The sequence below is a fragment of the Methylomonas sp. LL1 genome, assembly GCF_015711015.1.
Taxonomy (GTDB): Bacteria; Pseudomonadota; Gammaproteobacteria; order Methylococcales; family Methylomonadaceae; genus Methylomonas.
Window position 1 is genome coordinate 162,578 of sequence record NZ_CP064653.1, and the last position, 17,654, is coordinate 180,231.

Here is a 17,654-nt window from a genome sequence, read left to right on the forward strand (position 1 = left end):
CTTTATGGATAAAAATGTTACTGTAGATATTACGGAGTATTACCTGACTCCTTTAGCTAATATTACACTGCCGGATAAGTATAATAAACTGATTAAACGCATAAAAAGCGCGTCGGAATACAACTTATCGGCTGAAACAATAGCGGACATTGTTAACCTCGATCCCAATGAATTTTCAGTATATGCCGGCATTGGCAAATCATACGTTCAAGCTCTGATAGAATTTAAAAATGAGCTACCGAGAATTTTAGAGTTGAATCAAGACTCAAACGTTGTCTTAGAAGAAAATTTATTTTCAACCGAAAATTTTAGACAACTCGAAGACCCAATAAATAGTATTGAATTCTCACCGAAATACCAGAAGCTCATAAAACGAATTTTTGCAGTAATGGATAACATTGCAACACTACAGGATATTGTTAATATTGATGTTGAAAAATTTTCAAAATTACCGGCGATCGGTAAGTTGTATGTTGAGCAGTTGGTAAGCTTGCAAAATGCTCTTTTGCCTCAAGACAATAAAGATGAGTCTATCGAAATAGCAGAAATACAATTGCCGTTAGAAACTATACTTTCAAAGCTTTATTTAAACTATAGTTTTTTAAATGATGTAGAAATTAAGCAATTAAAAAAGCTAGAAAAATTTTATGGCAAAGCTGTTGATGTTCGTAATGTGAATACTCTGCTAAATCTTGATAAGTTTCAATTGGCACAACAAGCTGGTTTCGGAAGGTCGTTTTTAACAGCTCTGAGTGATTTACAGAATAGACTAAAAAATGAGTTGAGTGCATTACCTGAAAATATAGCCGCATATACTATAAAACAAAAGGGTTTGTTTATATCAAGTGAAATTAAATTTATCGAGTTTAAAGAAATAGATGCCGTTTTAATAGAAGATGTTGAAAGTTATTTGTGGACATTAGGTGAAAAGGAAATGGATTTCGCGCTTTCGCGCTGGGGCTTTAATCAGAAACATGAAACACTTGAAGAAGTTGGAAGTCGATATGACATAACAAGAGAACGGGTGCGACAGGTTGAAAAAACTATCAATAATGGCTTACTTTTAAGCCTAAGAATACAGTCCAAAGTTTTGTGGGCTAATATTCGTGAAAAAATGACTGAAGACTTGACTATTTTACTACCTAATTTAGCAAAATGTTTTGAAACGGAAAAATTGTTTTACGAATTTATAGAGCTATGCTGCCAAGTTGAAAATGGTAATATTCATAAAATTGTGTTTACCAAAATTAGCCCAAAAATTATCAATCAGTTATTTTGTACCAATCAATCTCCTATAGCGCATGAGGCAATTGTTAATGAATTGATGTCTAATTATGGCTATAGCAAAGCTGCAGCAATTAATGGCTTAAAACAACTAGCGAAACTCGATAAAATTAAAGTAACTGAACAAGGTATTTATCCTAATCGGCTTGGAAAAATAGAAGCCGTCGCTCACGTTTTAACTTTTCATCCGGCCGGTTTGCCTTGGAAAGATATAGCTAGGATTGTGAACAAAAATAATTATTCATCAACGCCATTTGATGAAACAAGGCAAGCAAGTGGATTTGCCAATGAATTTATTTATTTATCCGACCACGGGACGTATCGTAACTTAATATTTCTAGATATTGAAAAATTTAACATTCCTGAAATTATGCAACATCTGCTTGACTACTTCAAAAAAAATCAAACAACAACTTTGCATTTACATGATTATTATTACAAGACTAAGGAGCTATATTGTGAAATAGAATACTTTACTTTGCGACATATTATTAGAGAGCATGGCGAAGAAAGAGGGGTTTATTTTAATGGTAAATCAGGCACGGATAGTGTAAGTCTTGATCCAGAAGTAACTCTGATTTCACAATCTGATGTAATCATCAAAGTTCTGAATGAATCAAAAGTTGCCATGACTAAACAGGAAATTGCGGAGCGTTTAAGAAGTAAAAGTAAAGCTCATGCCACCTTTTATCTCAATAAACTCATGGAAGAGGGTAGACTGGTTCGAGTTGATCAGTTGGTTTATACAACACCTGAAAAGGCTTTCAAAAGTATGGACACAAAGGCAGTCATGATGGTTATTCAAGATATTATGAACACTTCTAGTACTATTGTTGAGGCCGATGTATTTCGTGAATACGTTAATTTGGAGCTGAATTTAAGCTATTCGAAATATATTTATGCAGCCTTAGTCAGAACAAAAATTAACGAATTAGGCTGGTACCGTAATGGCAGTTTATTTAGCAAAAACTCAATTCCTTATAAAAGCTTGGCTGATTTATGTCGCCAATTGTGCAATCGTACGTTGCCCAATGATAAAAACGCTGAAATTCTACAACAAGCAGTATGGCTAACCCGCGCAGTGACGGAAGATGCACTTCAATGGTGGAAATGGCAGCAAAAGCACAACAGTTAATTGGCTCTACGTGAATCTTAGCCTGATCAGATTAACGATATCGTAATCGGAGGAATGTTGGCTTCGAAATATGCGATTACGCAAGCCAATCGCACCTACAGTTGAAGGGCCGCTAATTGACCATTACGTGGAGTTTCATTTTATGCACAGTATCTTGGTTTCGACTAGTTGACATTAGGAATCAAGCGGCTTGGGCAAGGCAGCCAGATAAAAAGCTGATCATAATTTCTGCAAACTTCAGGAGTCAATTTTCTGTTGTTCAATTCAGATACAAACCCTCAGCACTACAGATAGCTTTTCCTACTTAAATATTGCTCCCAACAAGGAAACAATCATGCGGAATTTATCCATAATGTCGATAAAAAGTGAGAACTCAATACGTCTAATGAAATCGACTGGAATAATTGCTGATATTGCTCCCTCTGGGTGTATTTGAAAGTTTGTTTCAAATCATGGAAATTATGCAAAGATTGCGAGCGAGTTAGAGGCTTTAAAGCCAGCTTACATCATGGTTGTGCCAAAGTCGCTGCACATAAAAGGAAACTTCACATAATGGCCAGCTCTGTCTATCAGTATCTGATTGAATCGAAACTGGTTTTTATAATTGTAAGATTAAATTAGGGCTTTTTAAGGGATAGCCGTTGTCATCTTCAAAAAATTTCAGATGATTGCAGCGGTCTATCCCTTGTTATAAACCATTCTGAGTCGCCACCAGCCACACTTTGGCCTAATGGTTAGGCCTTGGCGCCCTTTTTATAGGTTCAATTTACGCCAGTTTGCTTTTCAAAAAGCCGACGATTTCGTCAAACGCCACTTCCTGGCTTTCCTTGTCGTTGCGGCCTTGATATTCGACGGTGCCGCTATCCAATCCGCGATCGCCGATCACGATTCGGTGCGGGATACCGATCAATTCCATATCCGAGAACATGAAGCCGGCACGCACTTTTCTGTCGTCCAGCAGCACTTCAATCCCGGCAGCCATTAACTCGCGGTAGATTTTCTCGACCGTGCCGGTCAGGCGGTCGGATTTATACATGTTCATGGGGCAGATAGCCACCTGGAAGGGAGCTAGTTCGTTCGGCCAGATGATGCCGCGCTCGTCATGGCCTTGCTCGATGGCGGCGGCCACCACGCGCGAAATGCCGATGCCGTAGCATCCCATGATCATGATCTGATTCTTGCCGGCTTCGTTGACGATGGCCGCGTTCATGGCCTCGCTGTATTTATCGCCCAACTGAAAGATATGACCGACTTCGATGCCGCGAGCAATCGTGATGTTGCCTTGGCCGTCCGGACTGGGGTCGCCTTCCACCACCATGCGCAGATCGGCAAATTGTTCGGGAGCTGGCAAATCGCGTTGCCAATTTACGCCGCTGTAATGCTTGCCGTCTTGGTTGGCGCCGCAGATAAAATCGGCCATCAGGCTGACGCTACGGTCGGCGATGACCGGCATGGTTAAGCCGATCGGCCCGATGGAACCGGGTTTGCAACCGCAAGCGGCGCTGATCTCTTCGTCGCTGGCCAATTGCAGCGGCGACAACACGCCTGGGATTTTTTCGGCCTTGATGGTATTTAATTCATGGTCGCCGCGCAGCAGCAGTGCAACCAGGGTGTTATCCTCGCCTCTGACGATCAGGGTTTTCAGGCATTGTTCGGGATCGACATTGAAAAACCGGCTGACTTCATCGATGCTGTGCTGGTTGGGAGTATCGACCAAGGTCATGGTTTGGGTCGCCGCGGGTCGCGTGCCTTGCGGCATCAAGGCTTCGGCCTTTTCGACGTTGGCGGCATAATCGCTGGCGTCGGAAAATGCGATGGCGTCCTCGCCGGAATCGGCCAGTACGTGAAATTCATGCGAGACCGCGCCGCCTATCGAGCCGGAGTCGGCGATCACGGCGCGGAATTTCAAACCAAAGCGATTGAAAATATTGGTATAGGTTTGATACATCAAGTCGTAGGTTTGCTGCAACGATTCCTGATTCAAATGGAAGGAGTAGGCGTCTTTCATGATGAATTCGCGCGAGCGCATCACGCCGAAGCGGGGGCGGATCTCGTCGCGGAATTTGGTTTGGATCTGGTAATAAGTGATCGGTAATTGCTTATAGCTTTTCAACTCGTTGCGGGCCAGGTCGGTGATGATTTCCTCGTGGGTGGGGCCCAGGCAGAAATCGCGGTCGTGCCGGTCTTTCATGCGCGCCAGTTCCGGGCCGTATTTTTCCCAGCGGCCGGTTTCCTGCCACAGTTCGGCGGGTTGCAGGGCGGGCATCAACACTTCCAGCGCGCCGGCCTTGTTCATTTCGTCGCGGGTGATTTGCTCCACCTTGCGCAGCACGCGCAAGCCCAGCGGCAACCAGACATAGATGCCGGCCGCCAGTTTGCGGATCAGGCCGGCGCGTATCATCAGTTTATGGCTGGCGATTTCGGCATCGGCGGGTGTTTCTTTTACGGTGCTCAGGGGGAATTGTGATGTGCGCATGTCGTTGATGGGTATTTAGTCAATAAATTGCCATTTTACCGTTTAACGGGCGGACTGAGAATTTTAGCGGGTGATTTTTCTGCCGGATCGGGCTTGATATTGCTTATGTTTGCTATAATTCGGGAGCATTTGGCAATTTCTTTGGATAGTGTGCCCGGAAGATTAGGAAAAATGATTAAAGTTTTGCTGGTTGATGATCATGAGTTGGTTAGAAGCGGCATCGAAGCATTGTTAAATGCAGTCGAGGGTATTGCCGTGGTTGCTGTCTGTGATTGCGGAGAAAAAGCGCTGCAGGTGATAGGCGCCGATCCTCCGGATGTGGTGCTGATGGATGTCAATATGCCGGGGATGGGCGGATTTGAAGCGTGCCGGCGTATTTTGCAGAGTTATCCCAAAGTCAAGATTATCGGTTTGTCGGTACACAATGGCGGCCCGATTCCTCAGCAATTGTTAAAGTTGGGAGTGGGCGGTTTTGTCTCCAAGGCTTCGCCCGTCAGCGAAATGGTCGGGGCGATCAAAACCGTGATGTCCGGCAAGCGCTATTTATGCCAGGATGTGGCCAGCAATCTGGTATTTGAGTCGATAGAGAGCGAAGAGGCTTCGCCGTTTTTTCAGCTGTCGCAACGCGAAGCCGAGGTGGCCCAGATGATTCTGCGGGGTAAGGGCATTCAGGAAATTGCCGAGGCATTGACGCTAAGCGACAAGACCGTCAATACCTACCGTTATCGCTTGTACGCCAAGCTGAAAATCAAAAATGACGTGGAACTGACCCGGTTGGCGGTCAAATTTAACTATTTCGAAACTTAGTGCGGTAAAAGTGCCCGCCGATGGACGAGCACTTTTGTCGGATCAAACCAAGCCGCGAGCCTTGGTGAAAGCTTCTCTAAAGTCGATAAAAACCGGCTTTTCACTTTCCAGCATGAACTTCAACAATTCATGCTGTAATTGATATTTCACATTGCCGACAGCCAACGCGCCCACGCCCACGGCGTTAGCCGACTGGGTGGCATGAATCAATGGAACGGCCATGTCGTTAGAGCCAATGCCCTCAATCCCCGGCGGCGGGACTGCGTTGACGTCACCCGCCACTTTCAATTGCTTGGCCCCGGCCAATACCGCCGCATTCAGCACCCGGATGCCGGCTTTTGCGGTACAGAACACAATGTCCGCATCGCCAAGCAGTTCTGCTTTTTCAGCATCGGTTCTGGCCACGGCACCGGTCATTTTGGCATTGAAACGGCGATTGTATTGCTTGGCCGCGTCATTTGCCGTATCCACCGATAAATGATCGACCAATACGGTTTCGGCGCCTTGCAGCGAAGCAATGATGCCGGTGGCAATGCCGACAGGGCCGGTACCGCCGAAAACCAAGGCCTTGCAGTCCTTTAATTCCTTGCCGTGGGTTTGTTGCAAGGCTTTTTCGACGCAGGCCACCAATGCCGCCGCCGTAGTGTAGGCGCCGCTGGGATCGGCGAAAACCGAAATCTCGAAAGGCGGCACCATGGCAGGCTTGGTCGCTTGCAACATATCGATGGCTAGGCCAATGTCGCGGCCACCGATAAAAATCCCGGTTTTCTTGATGCCGGACGGGCTGCGCGAAAAAATCGCATCCTGTGTCAGGTTTTGGATGTTCTCCAATTTGACGTTGGAATAAGGCATCAGCACGTCAAAACCGGCATCGAGCGCCATGTTGATGTCAAACGGGCTGTTGTTTGGCATCGGGTCGAACATGTGAAGTATGCTGCGTTTTGCCATTTTGATCTTACCTTCGGTAGTTGACGGATTGCTTGGCTGGAACAATACCTTAATTACTCGATTTAATAAATTCACGGGCTACTTCAAATGCGTGTTCAAAATGCAGGAACAGCGGTTGATCGCATTCCAGCATTCTTTTCAGTAAGCGGCTTTGCGCCTGGTATTTGATGTTGCCGATCGCCAACGCGCCGATACCGACCGCGCCGCTATTGGAACCCGCCAACGGTTTGCCGTTGTCGAAGGCGTCCAAGCCGGCAATGCCGGCGGGCGGCACGGCGTTGACGTCGGCGGCCACTTTCAATTGCGGGGCCGAGGCAATCAGTTCCGCGCTCAATAATTCGATGCCGGCGGCGCCGGTGGCAAATACCACGTCCGCTGTTTGCATGTATTCGGCTTTGTCGGCATCGGCGCCGGCGCTGATGCTGATTTTGCCGTCGCCGAATTCCTCGCTGCACAATTCGGCGGTGCGTTGGGCTCTATCCAGCTGTCTGCCGATGATTCTGACCTTGGCGCCTGCTTGGGCGGCAATCACGGCGGCGGCTTGGCCGACAGGGCCGGTACCGCCCAGCGCCAGTACGTTTTTGCCTTCCAGCGTGGTGCCGAATTTGTTGGCTAGTTCTTTTTCAACCGCCGCCACCATGCCGGCCGCGGTAGTGAAGGCGCCGCTGGGATCGGCAAATACGGAGACTTCGAAAGGCGGAACCATGGAATTTTTGGCCATTTTCAGCATGTCCATGGCTTGCTTGGTTTCGCGGCCACCAATGAAAATGGCGGTGCGCAACAGACCTTTCGGACTACGGGAGAAGATGGCGTCTTGCACCAAACCCCTTACTTCGCTGGGTTCAACGTTGATGTAAGGGACGGCCGAAATCCAGCCCGCATCCATCGCCATGTTGACGTCGAAAGGGCTTAGGTTTTTGGCTGTGGTCAGCATGTGTAGGATGAAAGGTTTTTCCATGGTTTCCTCTAGGATTTTGATTAGCCGTCAAGTATAAAAGAAAAGTCCGGCCGATAACAATTTTGCTCTGATGCTGGATTAAGTCGTCAGACTGCTCATTTCAGCTTGGAGGTGACGTGCGGTTCGATGGCGTGGTACATCAATTGATGCATGCGCGGATTGCCGACGATGATGTTGCCGGATTGTAAATACTTGTCGTTAAAGGAAAAGTCGGTAGCTACGCCGCCCGCTTCCTGGATCAACAAAACCCCGGCGGCAATGTCCCATTCCTTGACTCCGATCTCCCAATAAGCATCCAGACGGCCGCAGGCAACATAGGCCATATCCAGCGCGGCGGCGCCGGCTCTTCTGATGCCGGCGGTGTCGGCGGCAATCGCCTTGAACATGCCTAAATAAGGTTCGATATGTTCCATGGTTTTGAACGGAAAGCCGGTGCCGATCAAGGCCCCGCGCATGCTGTTTTGTTTGGTGACGCGGATTTTCCGGTTGTTCAGCATCGCGCCGCCGCCACGCTCGGCGGTGAACAGTTCATCGCGAACCGGATCGTAAATCACGCCGACTTCCAGCTTGTTTTTATGCTTCAGTGCGATCGAAACCGCATATTGCGGAAAACCATGTAGAAAATTGGTGGTGCCATCCAGCGGGTCGATAACCCAGACATAATCATTACCCTGATGCTCGCCGCTTTCTTCGGCCAGGATGCCGTGTTCCGGAAAGGCTGCTCGAATCACTTTGATGATTTCCTGCTCGGCCATGCGGTCGACTTCGGAGGCGTAGTCATTGCGGCTTTTTTGGTCGATGGTGAGTTTCTCGACATTTTGCGAGGAACGTTGAATCAGGTCGCCGGCGTTGCGCGCTGCGCGCACGGCTATATTAAGCATGGGATGCATAGATCGGATTGGTAATGAGCAGTTAGAAAACAGCGATAGCATAGCAAATCTTTTGCTAGAATCGCCGGTTTTTTAGCCGTTGAGAGCCGCCTTTGCTATCCAATTTTAAAGTCGTTCTGGTTGAGACATCCCATCCCGGCAACATCGGCGCCGTGGCGCGGGCGATGAAAAACATGGGCATGGATCAACTGCGGCTGGTGTCGCCCAAGCTGTTTCCTCATGCCGATGCCACGGCGCGCGCTTCCGGTGCCGATGATGTATTACGCGCAGCCCGTGTCCATGATTCCCTGCAACAGGCGATAGCCGATTGTCAGGTTGTTTTGGGATCCAGTGCCCGCGATAGAACCATAAGCTGGCCTTCGGTCACTGCACGCGAATGCGCCGAAAAATGGGGCGGCGGGGCGGCAAAGGAAAATATCGCCTTGGTATTTGGCCGGGAAAATTCCGGATTGAAAAATCACGAGCTGGATTTGTGTCATTATTTGCTGCGTATTCCTTGTAATCCCGACTACAGTTCGCTGAACTTGGCGGCGGCGGTGCAAGTAGTCAGTTATGAGTTATTCGTCGCCAGCGGCCGGGAATATGCCAGCAGCATAGGCGATCGCGGCGAGGAGCCCTTGGCGACGGCGGAGCAAATGGAAGCTTTTTATACCCATTTACACGAAACCATGGCCGATATTGGCTTTTTGCATCCGGAGCGTTCCCGCTCCATCATGCGCCGCTTGCGGCGTGTATTCAATCGTACTCAGCTCGATACCAAGGAGCTGGATATTTTGCGGGGTATCTTGCGATTCTCTCAAAACCACAACCTGAAGTAGGCGATATGTTCGACCAAATCAAAGAAGATATTCAGTGTGTGTTTGCGCGCGATCCGGCCGCGCAATCGGTGTTCGAGGTAATCACCACCTATCCGGGTTTCCATGCTGTATTGATTCACCGAGTCAGTCATTGGTTGTGGGAACGGCGGTTTAACTGGCCCGCGCGCTATGTTTCGTTTTTGGGGCGTTGGCTGACCGGGATTGAAATTCATCCGGGCGCCAAAATCGGCCGACGTTTTTTTATCGATCACGGCATGGGGGTGGTGATCGGTGAAACAGCCACCATCGGGGATGACTGCACCCTGTATCACGGCGTTACCCTGGGCGGAACCAGTTGGAACAAGGGCAAGCGCCACCCGACTTTAAAAAATGGCGTGGTGATAGGCGCCGGCGCCAAGGTGCTGGGGCCGATAGAAATAGGCGAGGGCGCCAGGGTGGGTTCCAATTCGGTGGTGGTAAAACCGGTGCCGGCGGGGGTGTCGGTGGTCGGAATTCCGGCGCATATTATCGATGCCAAGGCCAAACAGGAAAAAGCCCGACGCGATGCGATCGCGCAAAAAATCGGTTTCGACGCCTACGGCGCCACCGGCGATATGCCCGATCCGATTGCTAATGCCATCAATTTAATGTTGGATCATATTCATCAAATGGACAAACAACTGGAAGTGATGTGCCGGAAATTGAATGACGCCGGCATTCAATGCGGCGATCAACACATTCCGTACATGGATGATTGCCAGATTAAGGATAAGGATTGAAATGCGCGGGTCCGATTAGCGAAACGTAATCGGACGCATGTTGTCATGATTACCCGCTAGGTATCGACAAACACCACACCGGACAATTTAGTGGAATACTTAGGGCTTGAGTCAAGATGGTTGAAAAATACGCCCGCGCCAACCTTTGTAACGTTTTTTCTTGTGAGTTCTTTCATTCCAAACCAGAGCAAGCCTTTTTAGTTGAACACGATTGGGTGGATTTCCAGGTATACATTCATCTATTGAATTTGCAAATTCCCTATCACCGATAGGTCCGGGAAACAGCATCATAAAACGTACATTTTTTTTAAAAATACTTCCAGACTCAATCTTTGCCTGATGAAAGAACAAATACTCAAACTTACTGGTCACAATGTTATACATATTGCCTACGGAAGCTAAAGCATGCGTTATTTCACTGGTTGAATCGCCTATAATTACTAGAGCCGGTCTTTCATCACCCCCGATCGAACGCAGTCCCTTGAACCTATCAATATCCAATAACTGCCCGTTGCCTTCCGAATAATCAAAATAATCTAAAACGTGCGTTAAATTGGGCTCGGCTTTTCTTCGACAAGGACTGTAAATCCTCTCATTAAAAATCCTCCCGTAGGAAAAAGTGTTTGTAGAAATTGCATGGGATTCAAGAGTACCCACCCAAGATTTGACTGCCATAATGCTCCTTAGTAAATAGCCCCGGCTACGCAGGGCAGGGCAATCGCGCTATGTAGCACTTGCCCGATCCTATCGTTTAGTATAGTGATTTGCCCCAAAACGCAGATGTTACCTGATCCAATGCCCTATTTGGCTAATCTTGAAGACCCGCGGCGCGAAACCAAAAACAAGCTGCACAACCTCGGCGATATTGTCATGATTGTATTGTGCGCGGTGTTGAGTGGCATTGAAGACTGGGTAGGCATGGAAGAGTTTGCCGAAGAAAAAGAAGATTGGCTTAGGACATTTCTGGCACTACCGAACGGCATTCCCTCGCACGATACCTTGAGTGATGTATTTGGACGATTGAATCCCAAAGCCTTTGCGGATGCCTTTCAGTGTTGGGTGCGGGCGGCCTTGCCCAGCCTTTCGGGTCAGCAAGTTTGTTTGGATGGTAAAACCCTGCGCGGCAGTCGTGAAGGGGATAAAGCCGTGCATTTGATGAGTGCTTTTGCCGCTGAAGCGCGCTGGGTATTAGCGCAGCAAGCGGTCGGCGAAAAAACTAACGAAATCACGGCCATTCCGGATTTGTTGTCGATGTTGGATATTCAAGGCGCCTTGATCTCGATTGATGCCATGGGCTGCCAAAAAGCCATTGCCCAAACCATCGTCGCGGCGCAAGCCGATTATGTGTTGGCTCTCAAGGATAATCACGCCTTGCTTTGCGAAGACGTTCGACTCTGGCTGGATACGGAAAATGCCCAAAGTCGATTACCCATCCATGAAACGATCGACAAAAGTCACGGGCGCATCGAAATACGCCGCTATAGCTTGAGTACCCAGATTGATTGGTTGACGCAAAAGCCAGACTGGGCCGGACTACAAGCCGTTGGAAGGGTTGAATCAACGCGCATCATCGGCGATAAAACCTCGGTCGAGCATCGTTACTATTTGTGCTCATTTACCGATTTGTCGCGCTTTGCCAAAGGTGTCCGACAACATTGGGCGATTGAAAACTCACAGCACTGGGTGTTGGATGTGCAATTTGGCGAAGACGCCAATCGAGCCAGAACTGATCATTCCGCCGAAAATCTGGCATTGATGCGACGGATGGCCTTGAATCTGCTCAGGAACAACGGTCCAACTAAAGATAGCTTGAAGCGCCGTAAACTGCGGGCCTGTCTAAACGACAACTATCGCTTCAAGTTACTTTTTGGGACAGAAGCTACGTAGCGCGATTGCCCTGCTACGCAGGGGCTTTAATTGTGAAACGCCCGAAGGGGTTAAACGGGGTTGCCAGCACGGCTCCTGTTAGAGCCAACTAAATGTTGATATTCGACCAGAGACTAGAGGGGCAACGCACCAGCCTTTTCGTTGGGCCGTGATTGTTGCCTGATACATTCTTCTGAAGCCGAGGCAATCCACGAACCAGTCTCGCGGTCCTTGACCATTATCTTGTTTACCCTCGCCACCGACAATTACCTAAATAGGGGAATTAACCATGGATTTTGAAGTTTTCTTGACTGGCGTATGAAATGCATAGTTTCAAGGGATAATGCCGACGACATGCAGTTTACGAAAAAGACCATGGAATTCATGCATGCCTATGGCGCGATTTTGAGTCAGCTCCCGCAGAGCTGCAGTTTCTCTACTTCGGCTTAATTTTCTTCGGAATTGTCCTTTATTCCGTGTCGGCAAGGTCAGACAATGGCCGGACCTTGCCGCCTCACGCTATTTTTACCTAATTTTACAAACCGCCAACACTGCTTAACCGATAACGACAGCATAATGTCCCCCTCGTTCTCATGGGATTTTCAGTGATAATTAATTGGCCTAGAGTCGTCCATTATTGTTTACCAGCCACTACCCGTGCACTCATATTGACAGCTTGCGTTTTCCATCTCTCTGCGCTAATCGAGCAAGATCAGGCTGCCAAGCGCGATGCATTTATCGCCGATGGCGGCTACGCGGCGGCAAGACTGTTTGAAATCGATCACGCCAGCGTAACCAACGCGTTTATGGACAGCATCGCCATGAGGGACAATTTCGCCGCACTTTGGCTGGGGAAATACGCCCTGAGCTGGCTGAAACCCGTAGCGGATTTAACAGTCGAGCGATGAGCTTGCGTAAAAAAGCCATCCTGTGGATCAATTTGCTGCTGACGGGTTGCATGGTCGGCCCCGATTACCGAAGGCCGGAAACCAATCTCCCCGCCTCATGGAGCGGCACGGCGGCCAATATTGCAGCAACGGAGGCGGATATGGCCCAGTGGTGGCGGATCTTCAACGACCCGCTGTTATCCAATCTCATCGAACAGGCCAAAACCGGGAATCGCGATCTCTATCAAGCCCAGGCGCGTTTGCATGAAGCACGTGCTCGACGCCGTTTGGCCGATGCCAACCTGCTGCCTACCTCGTCAATGGAGCTATCCGCTAGCCAGACCGGCAGCAGTAAGCAGGCCGGTTTCAGTGCTGGGAGCACGGGCATCGGTGTGTCCAGCGAATTGTATAGCCACGGCATTGACGCCAGTTGGGAATTGGATCTGTTCGGCAAGTTGCGCCGCAACATCGAATCGGCCGAAGCCGGCGAACAAGCGGCGCGGGAAGATTTGCGCGATGTATTGGTCAGTCTGTGCGCGGAAGTCGCTTTGAACTATGTGGAGCTGCGCGGCTACCAAACCCGTTTGGCGATCACGGAAAATACTCTGGCCTCGCAGTCGGAAACTTACGACATTACCCGCTGGCGGGGCATGGCCGGCTTGACCACACAGTTGGACGTCGATCAGGCCAAATTGACGATGGAAAATACCCGCGCCAACTTGCCAAATCTGCGTAGCTCGATCAAGCAAAGCAAACATAGCTTGGCCTTATTGCTGGGCCTGCAGCCTGTCGACCTGGATACACAGCTGGCTGCTTCGGCTCCGATTCCAGCCGCAACCGGCCGGGTGGCGGTCGGCATCCCCGCCGACATGCTGCGGCAGCGGCCCGACGTGCGCCGCGCAGAACGTCAACTGGCGGCTCAAACCGCTCAAATAGGGGTTGCGGAAGCCGCGCGTTATCCTGACTTTACCTTAAGCGGTTCGATCGGTCTGGAATCCTTGGCTTATGCCAATCTCTATAGCGCCAGCGCCAAGGCCTTTCAAATGGCGGCCAAAGCGGCGTTGGTGTTGCTGGACGGCGGCCGCATCAGCGCCAACGTCGATATTCAAAACGCCTTGACCGAACAGGCATTGGGGTTGTACGAAGCGACGTTGTTGGCGGCCTTGCGCGATGTCGAAAATGCATTAACCGCTTATGAAGAGGAAATTAAGCGCCGCGACAGTCTGGAGTCAGCCGTCGCGGCCGGCATCAGCGCACTGGCTTTAGCTCAAACACAATACACCTCGGGTATCAGCGATTTCCAGCGAGTATTGGAAGCGCAGCGCTCTCTGCTCAGTGTGCAATTGCAGCTCGCTATCAGCCAAGCCGAAGTCGCCTCGAACGTCATCCGCCTTTACAAGGCGCTCGGCGGAGGATGGGATATTGAAAAAAACAAACAGGAAACAGGGCATGAACACTAAAAAAGTTCCCTCGCCGCAAGCTATTCGCCAACTGCTCGGATTGGAAACGCACGGCAAGCGCCAGACGCAAAAAAAGTGGTTGTGGATTGCGGTTGCCGGTTTTGTTATCGGCATGCTTGGCCTGTGGCTAAGCCGCACTGGCGGGCAGTCTGTTGCTTATAACACCCAAACCGTGACTCGCGGCGACTTATCGGTGACGGTTAGCGCCACCGGCACCCTAGCGCCGTTGAAAGAAGTGGATGTCGGTATCGAAGTGTCCGGCACCATCAAATCGGTGCAAGCGGATTACAACGATAGGGTAAAAATTGGCCAGGTACTGGCCAGTCTGGATACCACTCGACTGGAAGCGCAGGCTCTGCAGTCGCGGGCGGCGCTGGAAGCGGCAAAAGCCAAGGTACGGCAAGTGCGGGCCACGGTCAATGAAGCCGAGGTACAACTGGCCAAGCAGTTAAACGTACGAGAGTTGAGCGGCGGCAAAGTACCTTCGCAATACGACCTGGATGCCGCCAAGGCCACGTTGGCTCGTGCCCAAGCCGATGAAGCTTCTGCTAAAGCATCGGTCAACCAGGCCCAGGGTACGCTTAACGTCAATTTGACCGACTTGACCAAAGCCGTGGTGAAGTCACCGATCAACGGCGTGGTGTTGGCCCGCTCGGTCGAACCGGGCCAGACCGTCGCATCGCAGTTTCAGGCACCTATCTTGTTCACCTTGGCCGAAGACCTCACGCAAATGGAGTTGCAAGTCGACGTCGACGAAGCCGATGTCGGCATGGTGCGGCCCGGCCAGCCCGCCCAATTCACGGTCGACGCCTATCCGGACCGTAACTTTCCGGCCGAAATCACTCAAGTGCGTTACGGTTCGGAAACCGTGGACGGCGTGGTGACGTATAAAACAGTGCTACGGGTCGATAATTCATCGCTGACCTTGCGGCCCGGTATGACCGCCACGGCACTGATTACCGTCGAGCGGAAAAAAGACGTTTTACTGGTTCCCAACAGCGTCTTGCGTTTTACACCGCCGGCCGGTCGGCAAAAGAAAAACGGTGGCAACGGTGGTTTGCTGGGCGCTTTATTACCGCGTCCGCCGAGTTCGGAACCCATCAAAGACGTCCAAGCCTCGACCGGAAAAACCCAACAGGTATGGAGTTTACGCGACGGCCAATTGTTTCCGTTTGCTATCACCAAAGGCGTCAGCGACGGCAAAATGACCGAAATCGTTGTCGGCGATGTCGAGGTCGGAACGGAATTGGTAAGTGGAACGGCGCAACAGCCATGAACGCCTCCAAACCGTTATTGGCGTTGCGGGACATCCGCAAAATTTACGGCGGCGGCGTAGTGGAGATGCAGGCCTTGCGCGGCATCAGCCTAAACATAGAACAAGGCGAATTCGTTGCCGTCATGGGGCCGAGCGGCTCCGGCAAGAGTACCTGCATGAACATTCTCGGTTGCATGGATCAACCGACCGATGGGCAATACCTGCTTCAGGACATCGATGTCGGCAGCCTCTCACGCGACCAGCGAACGTTGCTGCGCCGGCATTATCTCGGCTTTATCTTCCAGGGCTTCAATCTGCTGAACCGCACCTCCGCCTTGGAAAACGTCGAGCTGCCGCTGATTTATCGCGGCGTCGACCCGGACGAACGCCATGCCGCCGCTTATCAAGCATTGAGAACCGTTGGCCTCGAAGGCTGGGAACACCATATGCCCAATGAATTATCCGGCGGCCAGCAGCAACGCGTGGCGATTGCCCGCGCCATGGTCACCCAACCCTTGTTACTTTTGGCAGACGAACCAACCGGCAACCTTGACACTCAGCGCAGTAAAGAAATCATGGAACTTCTGACCACCTTCAATCGCGACAACGACATTACCATCGTGATGGTCACCCACGAAGCCGACATGGCGGCTTACGCCAAGCGCATCGTACATTTTCGCGACGGTTTGATCGAATGCGACCAAACCACCGAGAGTGGCTCATGTTAGGAGTGGCCTTGCGACTGGCGTTTCGGGAATTGCGCCGTAACCTGATGCGTTCGATATTGACCATGCTCGGCATCATCATCGGCGTGGCGGCGGTTATCGTTTTGGTAACATTGGGCAGCGGCGCGACCCAGCAAGTGACGCAGCAAATTGCCAGTTTGGGTAGCAATTTATTGATGATTACCGGTGGCAAACGCATGGGGCCGGGACAAAGCGCCTCGGCGCCCGCGTTCAAAATAGCCGATGCCGAAGCCATCATGCGTGAAATTCCTGAATTGGCGGCGGTCGCACCCCAAGCATCGGCTTCTTCGACAGCGATTGTCGCCAACGAGAACTGGGGTACCAGTGTTACGGGCGGCACGGCGGAGCTTTTTAGCGTCAACAATCGCCAAATCGCCGAAGGCCGGATATTTACCCCTAGCGAAGCCCGTTCAGGAGCCGCCGTCTGCGTGATCGGCGAAACCGTGCGCGACAAGTTGTTCGGCCGGCAAAGTCCGCTGGGTGCGCGGGTGCGCTTGCAAAAATTGTCATGCGAAATCGTCGGCTTGCTGGAAGCTAAAGGCCAATCCAGTATGGGTACCGACCAGGACGACATCGTCGTCATGCCGTTAAGGACGTTTCAACGCCGGATAGCCGGTAATAACGACGTGACCATGATTCAAGTGTCTGCCCAAGACGGCGTTTCGACCGACACCGTCAAGCTGGCGTTGCAACGGGTACTGCGGGTGCGCCGGCATATCTCGGCCGATGAAGACGACAATTTCAACGTAATGGACATGAAGGAAATTGCCAGCATGTTGTCCGGCACCACGCAAATGATGACCAGCTTGCTCGGCGCGGTGGCTGCGGTGAGCCTGCTGGTCGGCGGAATCGGCATTATGAACATCATGCTGGTGTCGGTGACGGAACGTACGCGCGAGATCGGCATTCGTTTGGCGATTGGCGCCCTGGAAAAGGAAATCATGCTGCAGTTTCTGGTGGAAGCCGTCGTGTTGTCGTCTACCGGCGGCGTCATCGGTATTGTACTGGCGATGCTGTTTTCCAACTTGCTGGCGACCTTGCTGCAGGTGCCTTGGGTGCTGAATTTATCGGTGATTTTGGCGGCTTTCGCCTTTTCCGCCGGGGTAGGCATCGTGTTTGGTTATGTGCCGGCCCGCAAGGCGGCCAGAATGGACCCGATTGAGGCGTTGCGGCACGAATAAACTATGACAGATGGGCCTTGCCGAGCCAGAGGGCCATCAGCGCCGCGCGGTTGTTGACTCCAAACTTGCGGTAAATTGCCTTGATGTGGGAATGGGGGGTGCTATAGCTTTGTTCCAGCGAGGAGGCGATTTGTTTTTCCGATTGCCCGCTCAGCAAGGCCAGCAAAACTTTTCGTTCAGCTGCT

At 50.7% G+C, this 17,654-nt stretch carries 16 protein-coding genes; 10 read left to right on the forward strand and 6 right to left on the reverse strand.

The window, feature by feature from the left end:
• Positions 1–4: 4 nt before the first annotated feature.
• Positions 5–2,419 (forward strand): sigma factor-like helix-turn-helix DNA-binding protein, encoded by a 2,415-nt coding sequence (locus IVG45_RS01210; protein WP_196436086.1) that lies wholly within the window; start codon positions 5–7, stop codon positions 2,417–2,419.
• Between the two features lie 766 nt (positions 2,420–3,185).
• On the opposite strand, the gene IVG45_RS01215 is transcribed toward IVG45_RS01210, so the two are convergent.
• Positions 3,186–4,895 (reverse strand): proline--tRNA ligase, encoded by a 1,710-nt coding sequence (locus IVG45_RS01215; protein WP_196436087.1) that lies wholly within the window; start codon positions 4,893–4,895, stop codon positions 3,186–3,188.
• 171 nt (positions 4,896–5,066) lie between these two features.
• Between IVG45_RS01215 and IVG45_RS01220 the strand changes: the two genes are divergently transcribed.
• Positions 5,067–5,702, forward strand: a complete 636-nt coding sequence (locus IVG45_RS01220) for a response regulator (RefSeq protein WP_196436088.1) — start codon at positions 5,067–5,069, stop codon at positions 5,700–5,702.
• 42 nt (positions 5,703–5,744) lie between these two features.
• Here IVG45_RS01220 and IVG45_RS01225 read toward each other — a convergent pair whose 3' ends face one another.
• The 3 genes from IVG45_RS01225 to IVG45_RS01235 all read right to left on the reverse strand — a co-directional run bounded on the left by IVG45_RS01225 (position 5,745) and on the right by IVG45_RS01235 (position 8,498).
• Entirely contained in the window at positions 5,745–6,650 is a 906-nt protein-coding gene (locus IVG45_RS01225; protein ID WP_196436089.1) for an NAD(P)-dependent methylenetetrahydromethanopterin dehydrogenase, read from the reverse strand.
• 49 nt (positions 6,651–6,699) lie between these two features.
• A complete protein-coding gene (locus IVG45_RS01230; RefSeq protein WP_196436090.1) occupies positions 6,700–7,608 on the reverse strand; it encodes an NAD(P)-dependent methylenetetrahydromethanopterin dehydrogenase in 909 nt (302 codons plus the stop codon).
• Between the two features lie 95 nt (positions 7,609–7,703).
• The gene (locus IVG45_RS01235; RefSeq protein WP_196436091.1) at positions 7,704–8,498 is read right to left on the reverse strand and encodes an inositol monophosphatase family protein; all 795 of its coding nucleotides are present in this window, start codon (positions 8,496–8,498) and stop codon (positions 7,704–7,706) included.
• A 92-nt stretch (positions 8,499–8,590) separates the two neighbouring features.
• Between IVG45_RS01235 and IVG45_RS01240 the strand changes: the two genes are divergently transcribed.
• Both IVG45_RS01240 and cysE read left to right on the forward strand, forming a co-directional pair.
• Positions 8,591–9,316 (forward strand): RNA methyltransferase, encoded by a 726-nt coding sequence (locus IVG45_RS01240; protein WP_196436092.1) that lies wholly within the window; start codon positions 8,591–8,593, stop codon positions 9,314–9,316.
• Positions 9,317–9,321: 5 nt separating this feature from the next.
• Positions 9,322–10,074 carry a serine O-acetyltransferase gene (cysE, locus tag IVG45_RS01245; protein ID WP_196436093.1) on the forward strand — a complete coding sequence of 251 codons (753 nt, stop codon included), beginning with the start codon at positions 9,322–9,324 and terminating at the stop codon, positions 10,072–10,074.
• 111 nt (positions 10,075–10,185) lie between these two features.
• Here cysE and IVG45_RS01250 read toward each other — a convergent pair whose 3' ends face one another.
• Positions 10,186–10,749 carry a hypothetical protein gene (locus IVG45_RS01250; protein WP_196436094.1) on the reverse strand — a complete coding sequence of 188 codons (564 nt, stop codon included), beginning with the start codon at positions 10,747–10,749 and terminating at the stop codon, positions 10,186–10,188.
• Positions 10,750–10,854: 105 nt separating this feature from the next.
• On the opposite strand from IVG45_RS01250, the gene IVG45_RS01255 reads away from it, so the two are divergent.
• The 6 genes from IVG45_RS01255 to IVG45_RS01280 all read left to right on the forward strand — a co-directional run bounded on the left by IVG45_RS01255 (position 10,855) and on the right by IVG45_RS01280 (position 17,469).
• On the forward strand, positions 10,855–11,961 hold the full coding sequence (locus IVG45_RS01255; RefSeq protein ID WP_196435104.1) for an ISAs1 family transposase: 1,107 nt from the start codon (positions 10,855–10,857) through the stop codon (positions 11,959–11,961).
• Between the two features lie 647 nt (positions 11,962–12,608).
• Complete coding sequence (locus IVG45_RS01260) at positions 12,609–12,848, forward strand: hypothetical protein (RefSeq protein WP_196436095.1); 240 nt, start codon at positions 12,609–12,611, stop codon at positions 12,846–12,848.
• Entirely contained in the window at positions 12,845–14,287 is a 1,443-nt protein-coding gene (locus tag IVG45_RS01265; RefSeq protein ID WP_196436096.1) for an efflux transporter outer membrane subunit, read from the forward strand. Before IVG45_RS01260 ends, IVG45_RS01265 begins: the two co-directional genes overlap by 4 nt.
• The gene (locus IVG45_RS01270) at positions 14,277–15,563 is read left to right on the forward strand and encodes an efflux RND transporter periplasmic adaptor subunit (RefSeq protein ID WP_196436097.1); all 1,287 of its coding nucleotides are present in this window, start codon (positions 14,277–14,279) and stop codon (positions 15,561–15,563) included. The genes IVG45_RS01265 and IVG45_RS01270 overlap by 11 nt, the downstream gene beginning before the upstream one ends.
• Positions 15,560–16,270, forward strand: coding sequence for an ABC transporter ATP-binding protein (locus IVG45_RS01275; protein WP_196436098.1), 711 nt, complete (start codon positions 15,560–15,562; stop codon positions 16,268–16,270). Before IVG45_RS01270 ends, IVG45_RS01275 begins: the two co-directional genes overlap by 4 nt.
• The gene (locus IVG45_RS01280) at positions 16,264–17,469 is read left to right on the forward strand and encodes an ABC transporter permease (RefSeq protein ID WP_196436099.1); all 1,206 of its coding nucleotides are present in this window, start codon (positions 16,264–16,266) and stop codon (positions 17,467–17,469) included. Before IVG45_RS01275 ends, IVG45_RS01280 begins: the two co-directional genes overlap by 7 nt.
• Position 17,470: 1 nt before the next feature.
• Here the strand turns inward: IVG45_RS01280 and IVG45_RS01285 are convergent, their stop codons facing one another.
• Positions 17,471–17,635 carry a LuxR C-terminal-related transcriptional regulator gene (locus tag IVG45_RS01285; RefSeq protein WP_196436100.1) on the reverse strand — a complete coding sequence of 55 codons (165 nt, stop codon included), beginning with the start codon at positions 17,633–17,635 and terminating at the stop codon, positions 17,471–17,473.
• Positions 17,636–17,654: the final 19 nt, after the last annotated feature.

What these genes read in the sequence shown, in the direction of transcription:
- IVG45_RS01275 (WP_196436098.1), top strand. Translation starts at nt 15,560, where the DNA reads ATGAACGCCTCCAAACCGTTATTGGCGTTGCGGGACATCCGCAAAATT.
- IVG45_RS01250 (WP_196436094.1), bottom strand. Translation starts at nt 10,749, where the DNA reads ATGGCAGTCAAATCTTGGGTGGGTACTCTTGAATCCCATGCAATTTCT.
- IVG45_RS01225 (WP_196436089.1), bottom strand. Translation starts at nt 6,650, where the DNA reads ATGGCAAAACGCAGCATACTTCACATGTTCGACCCGATGCCAAACAAC.
- IVG45_RS01215 (WP_196436087.1), bottom strand. Translation starts at nt 4,895, where the DNA reads ATGCGCACATCACAATTCCCCCTGAGCACCGTAAAAGAAACACCCGCC.
- IVG45_RS01255 (WP_196435104.1), top strand. Translation starts at nt 10,855, where the DNA reads ATGTTACCTGATCCAATGCCCTATTTGGCTAATCTTGAAGACCCGCGG.
- IVG45_RS01265 (WP_196436096.1), top strand. Translation starts at nt 12,845, where the DNA reads ATGAGCTTGCGTAAAAAAGCCATCCTGTGGATCAATTTGCTGCTGACG.
- IVG45_RS01220 (WP_196436088.1), top strand. Translation starts at nt 5,067, where the DNA reads ATGATTAAAGTTTTGCTGGTTGATGATCATGAGTTGGTTAGAAGCGGC.
- IVG45_RS01210 (WP_196436086.1), top strand. Translation starts at nt 5, where the DNA reads ATGGATAAAAATGTTACTGTAGATATTACGGAGTATTACCTGACTCCT.
- cysE (WP_196436093.1), top strand. Translation starts at nt 9,322, where the DNA reads ATGTTCGACCAAATCAAAGAAGATATTCAGTGTGTGTTTGCGCGCGAT.
- IVG45_RS01280 (WP_196436099.1), top strand. Translation starts at nt 16,264, where the DNA reads ATGTTAGGAGTGGCCTTGCGACTGGCGTTTCGGGAATTGCGCCGTAAC.
- IVG45_RS01235 (WP_196436091.1), bottom strand. Translation starts at nt 8,498, where the DNA reads ATGCATCCCATGCTTAATATAGCCGTGCGCGCAGCGCGCAACGCCGGC.
- IVG45_RS01230 (WP_196436090.1), bottom strand. Translation starts at nt 7,608, where the DNA reads ATGGAAAAACCTTTCATCCTACACATGCTGACCACAGCCAAAAACCTA.
- IVG45_RS01270 (WP_196436097.1), top strand. Translation starts at nt 14,277, where the DNA reads ATGAACACTAAAAAAGTTCCCTCGCCGCAAGCTATTCGCCAACTGCTC.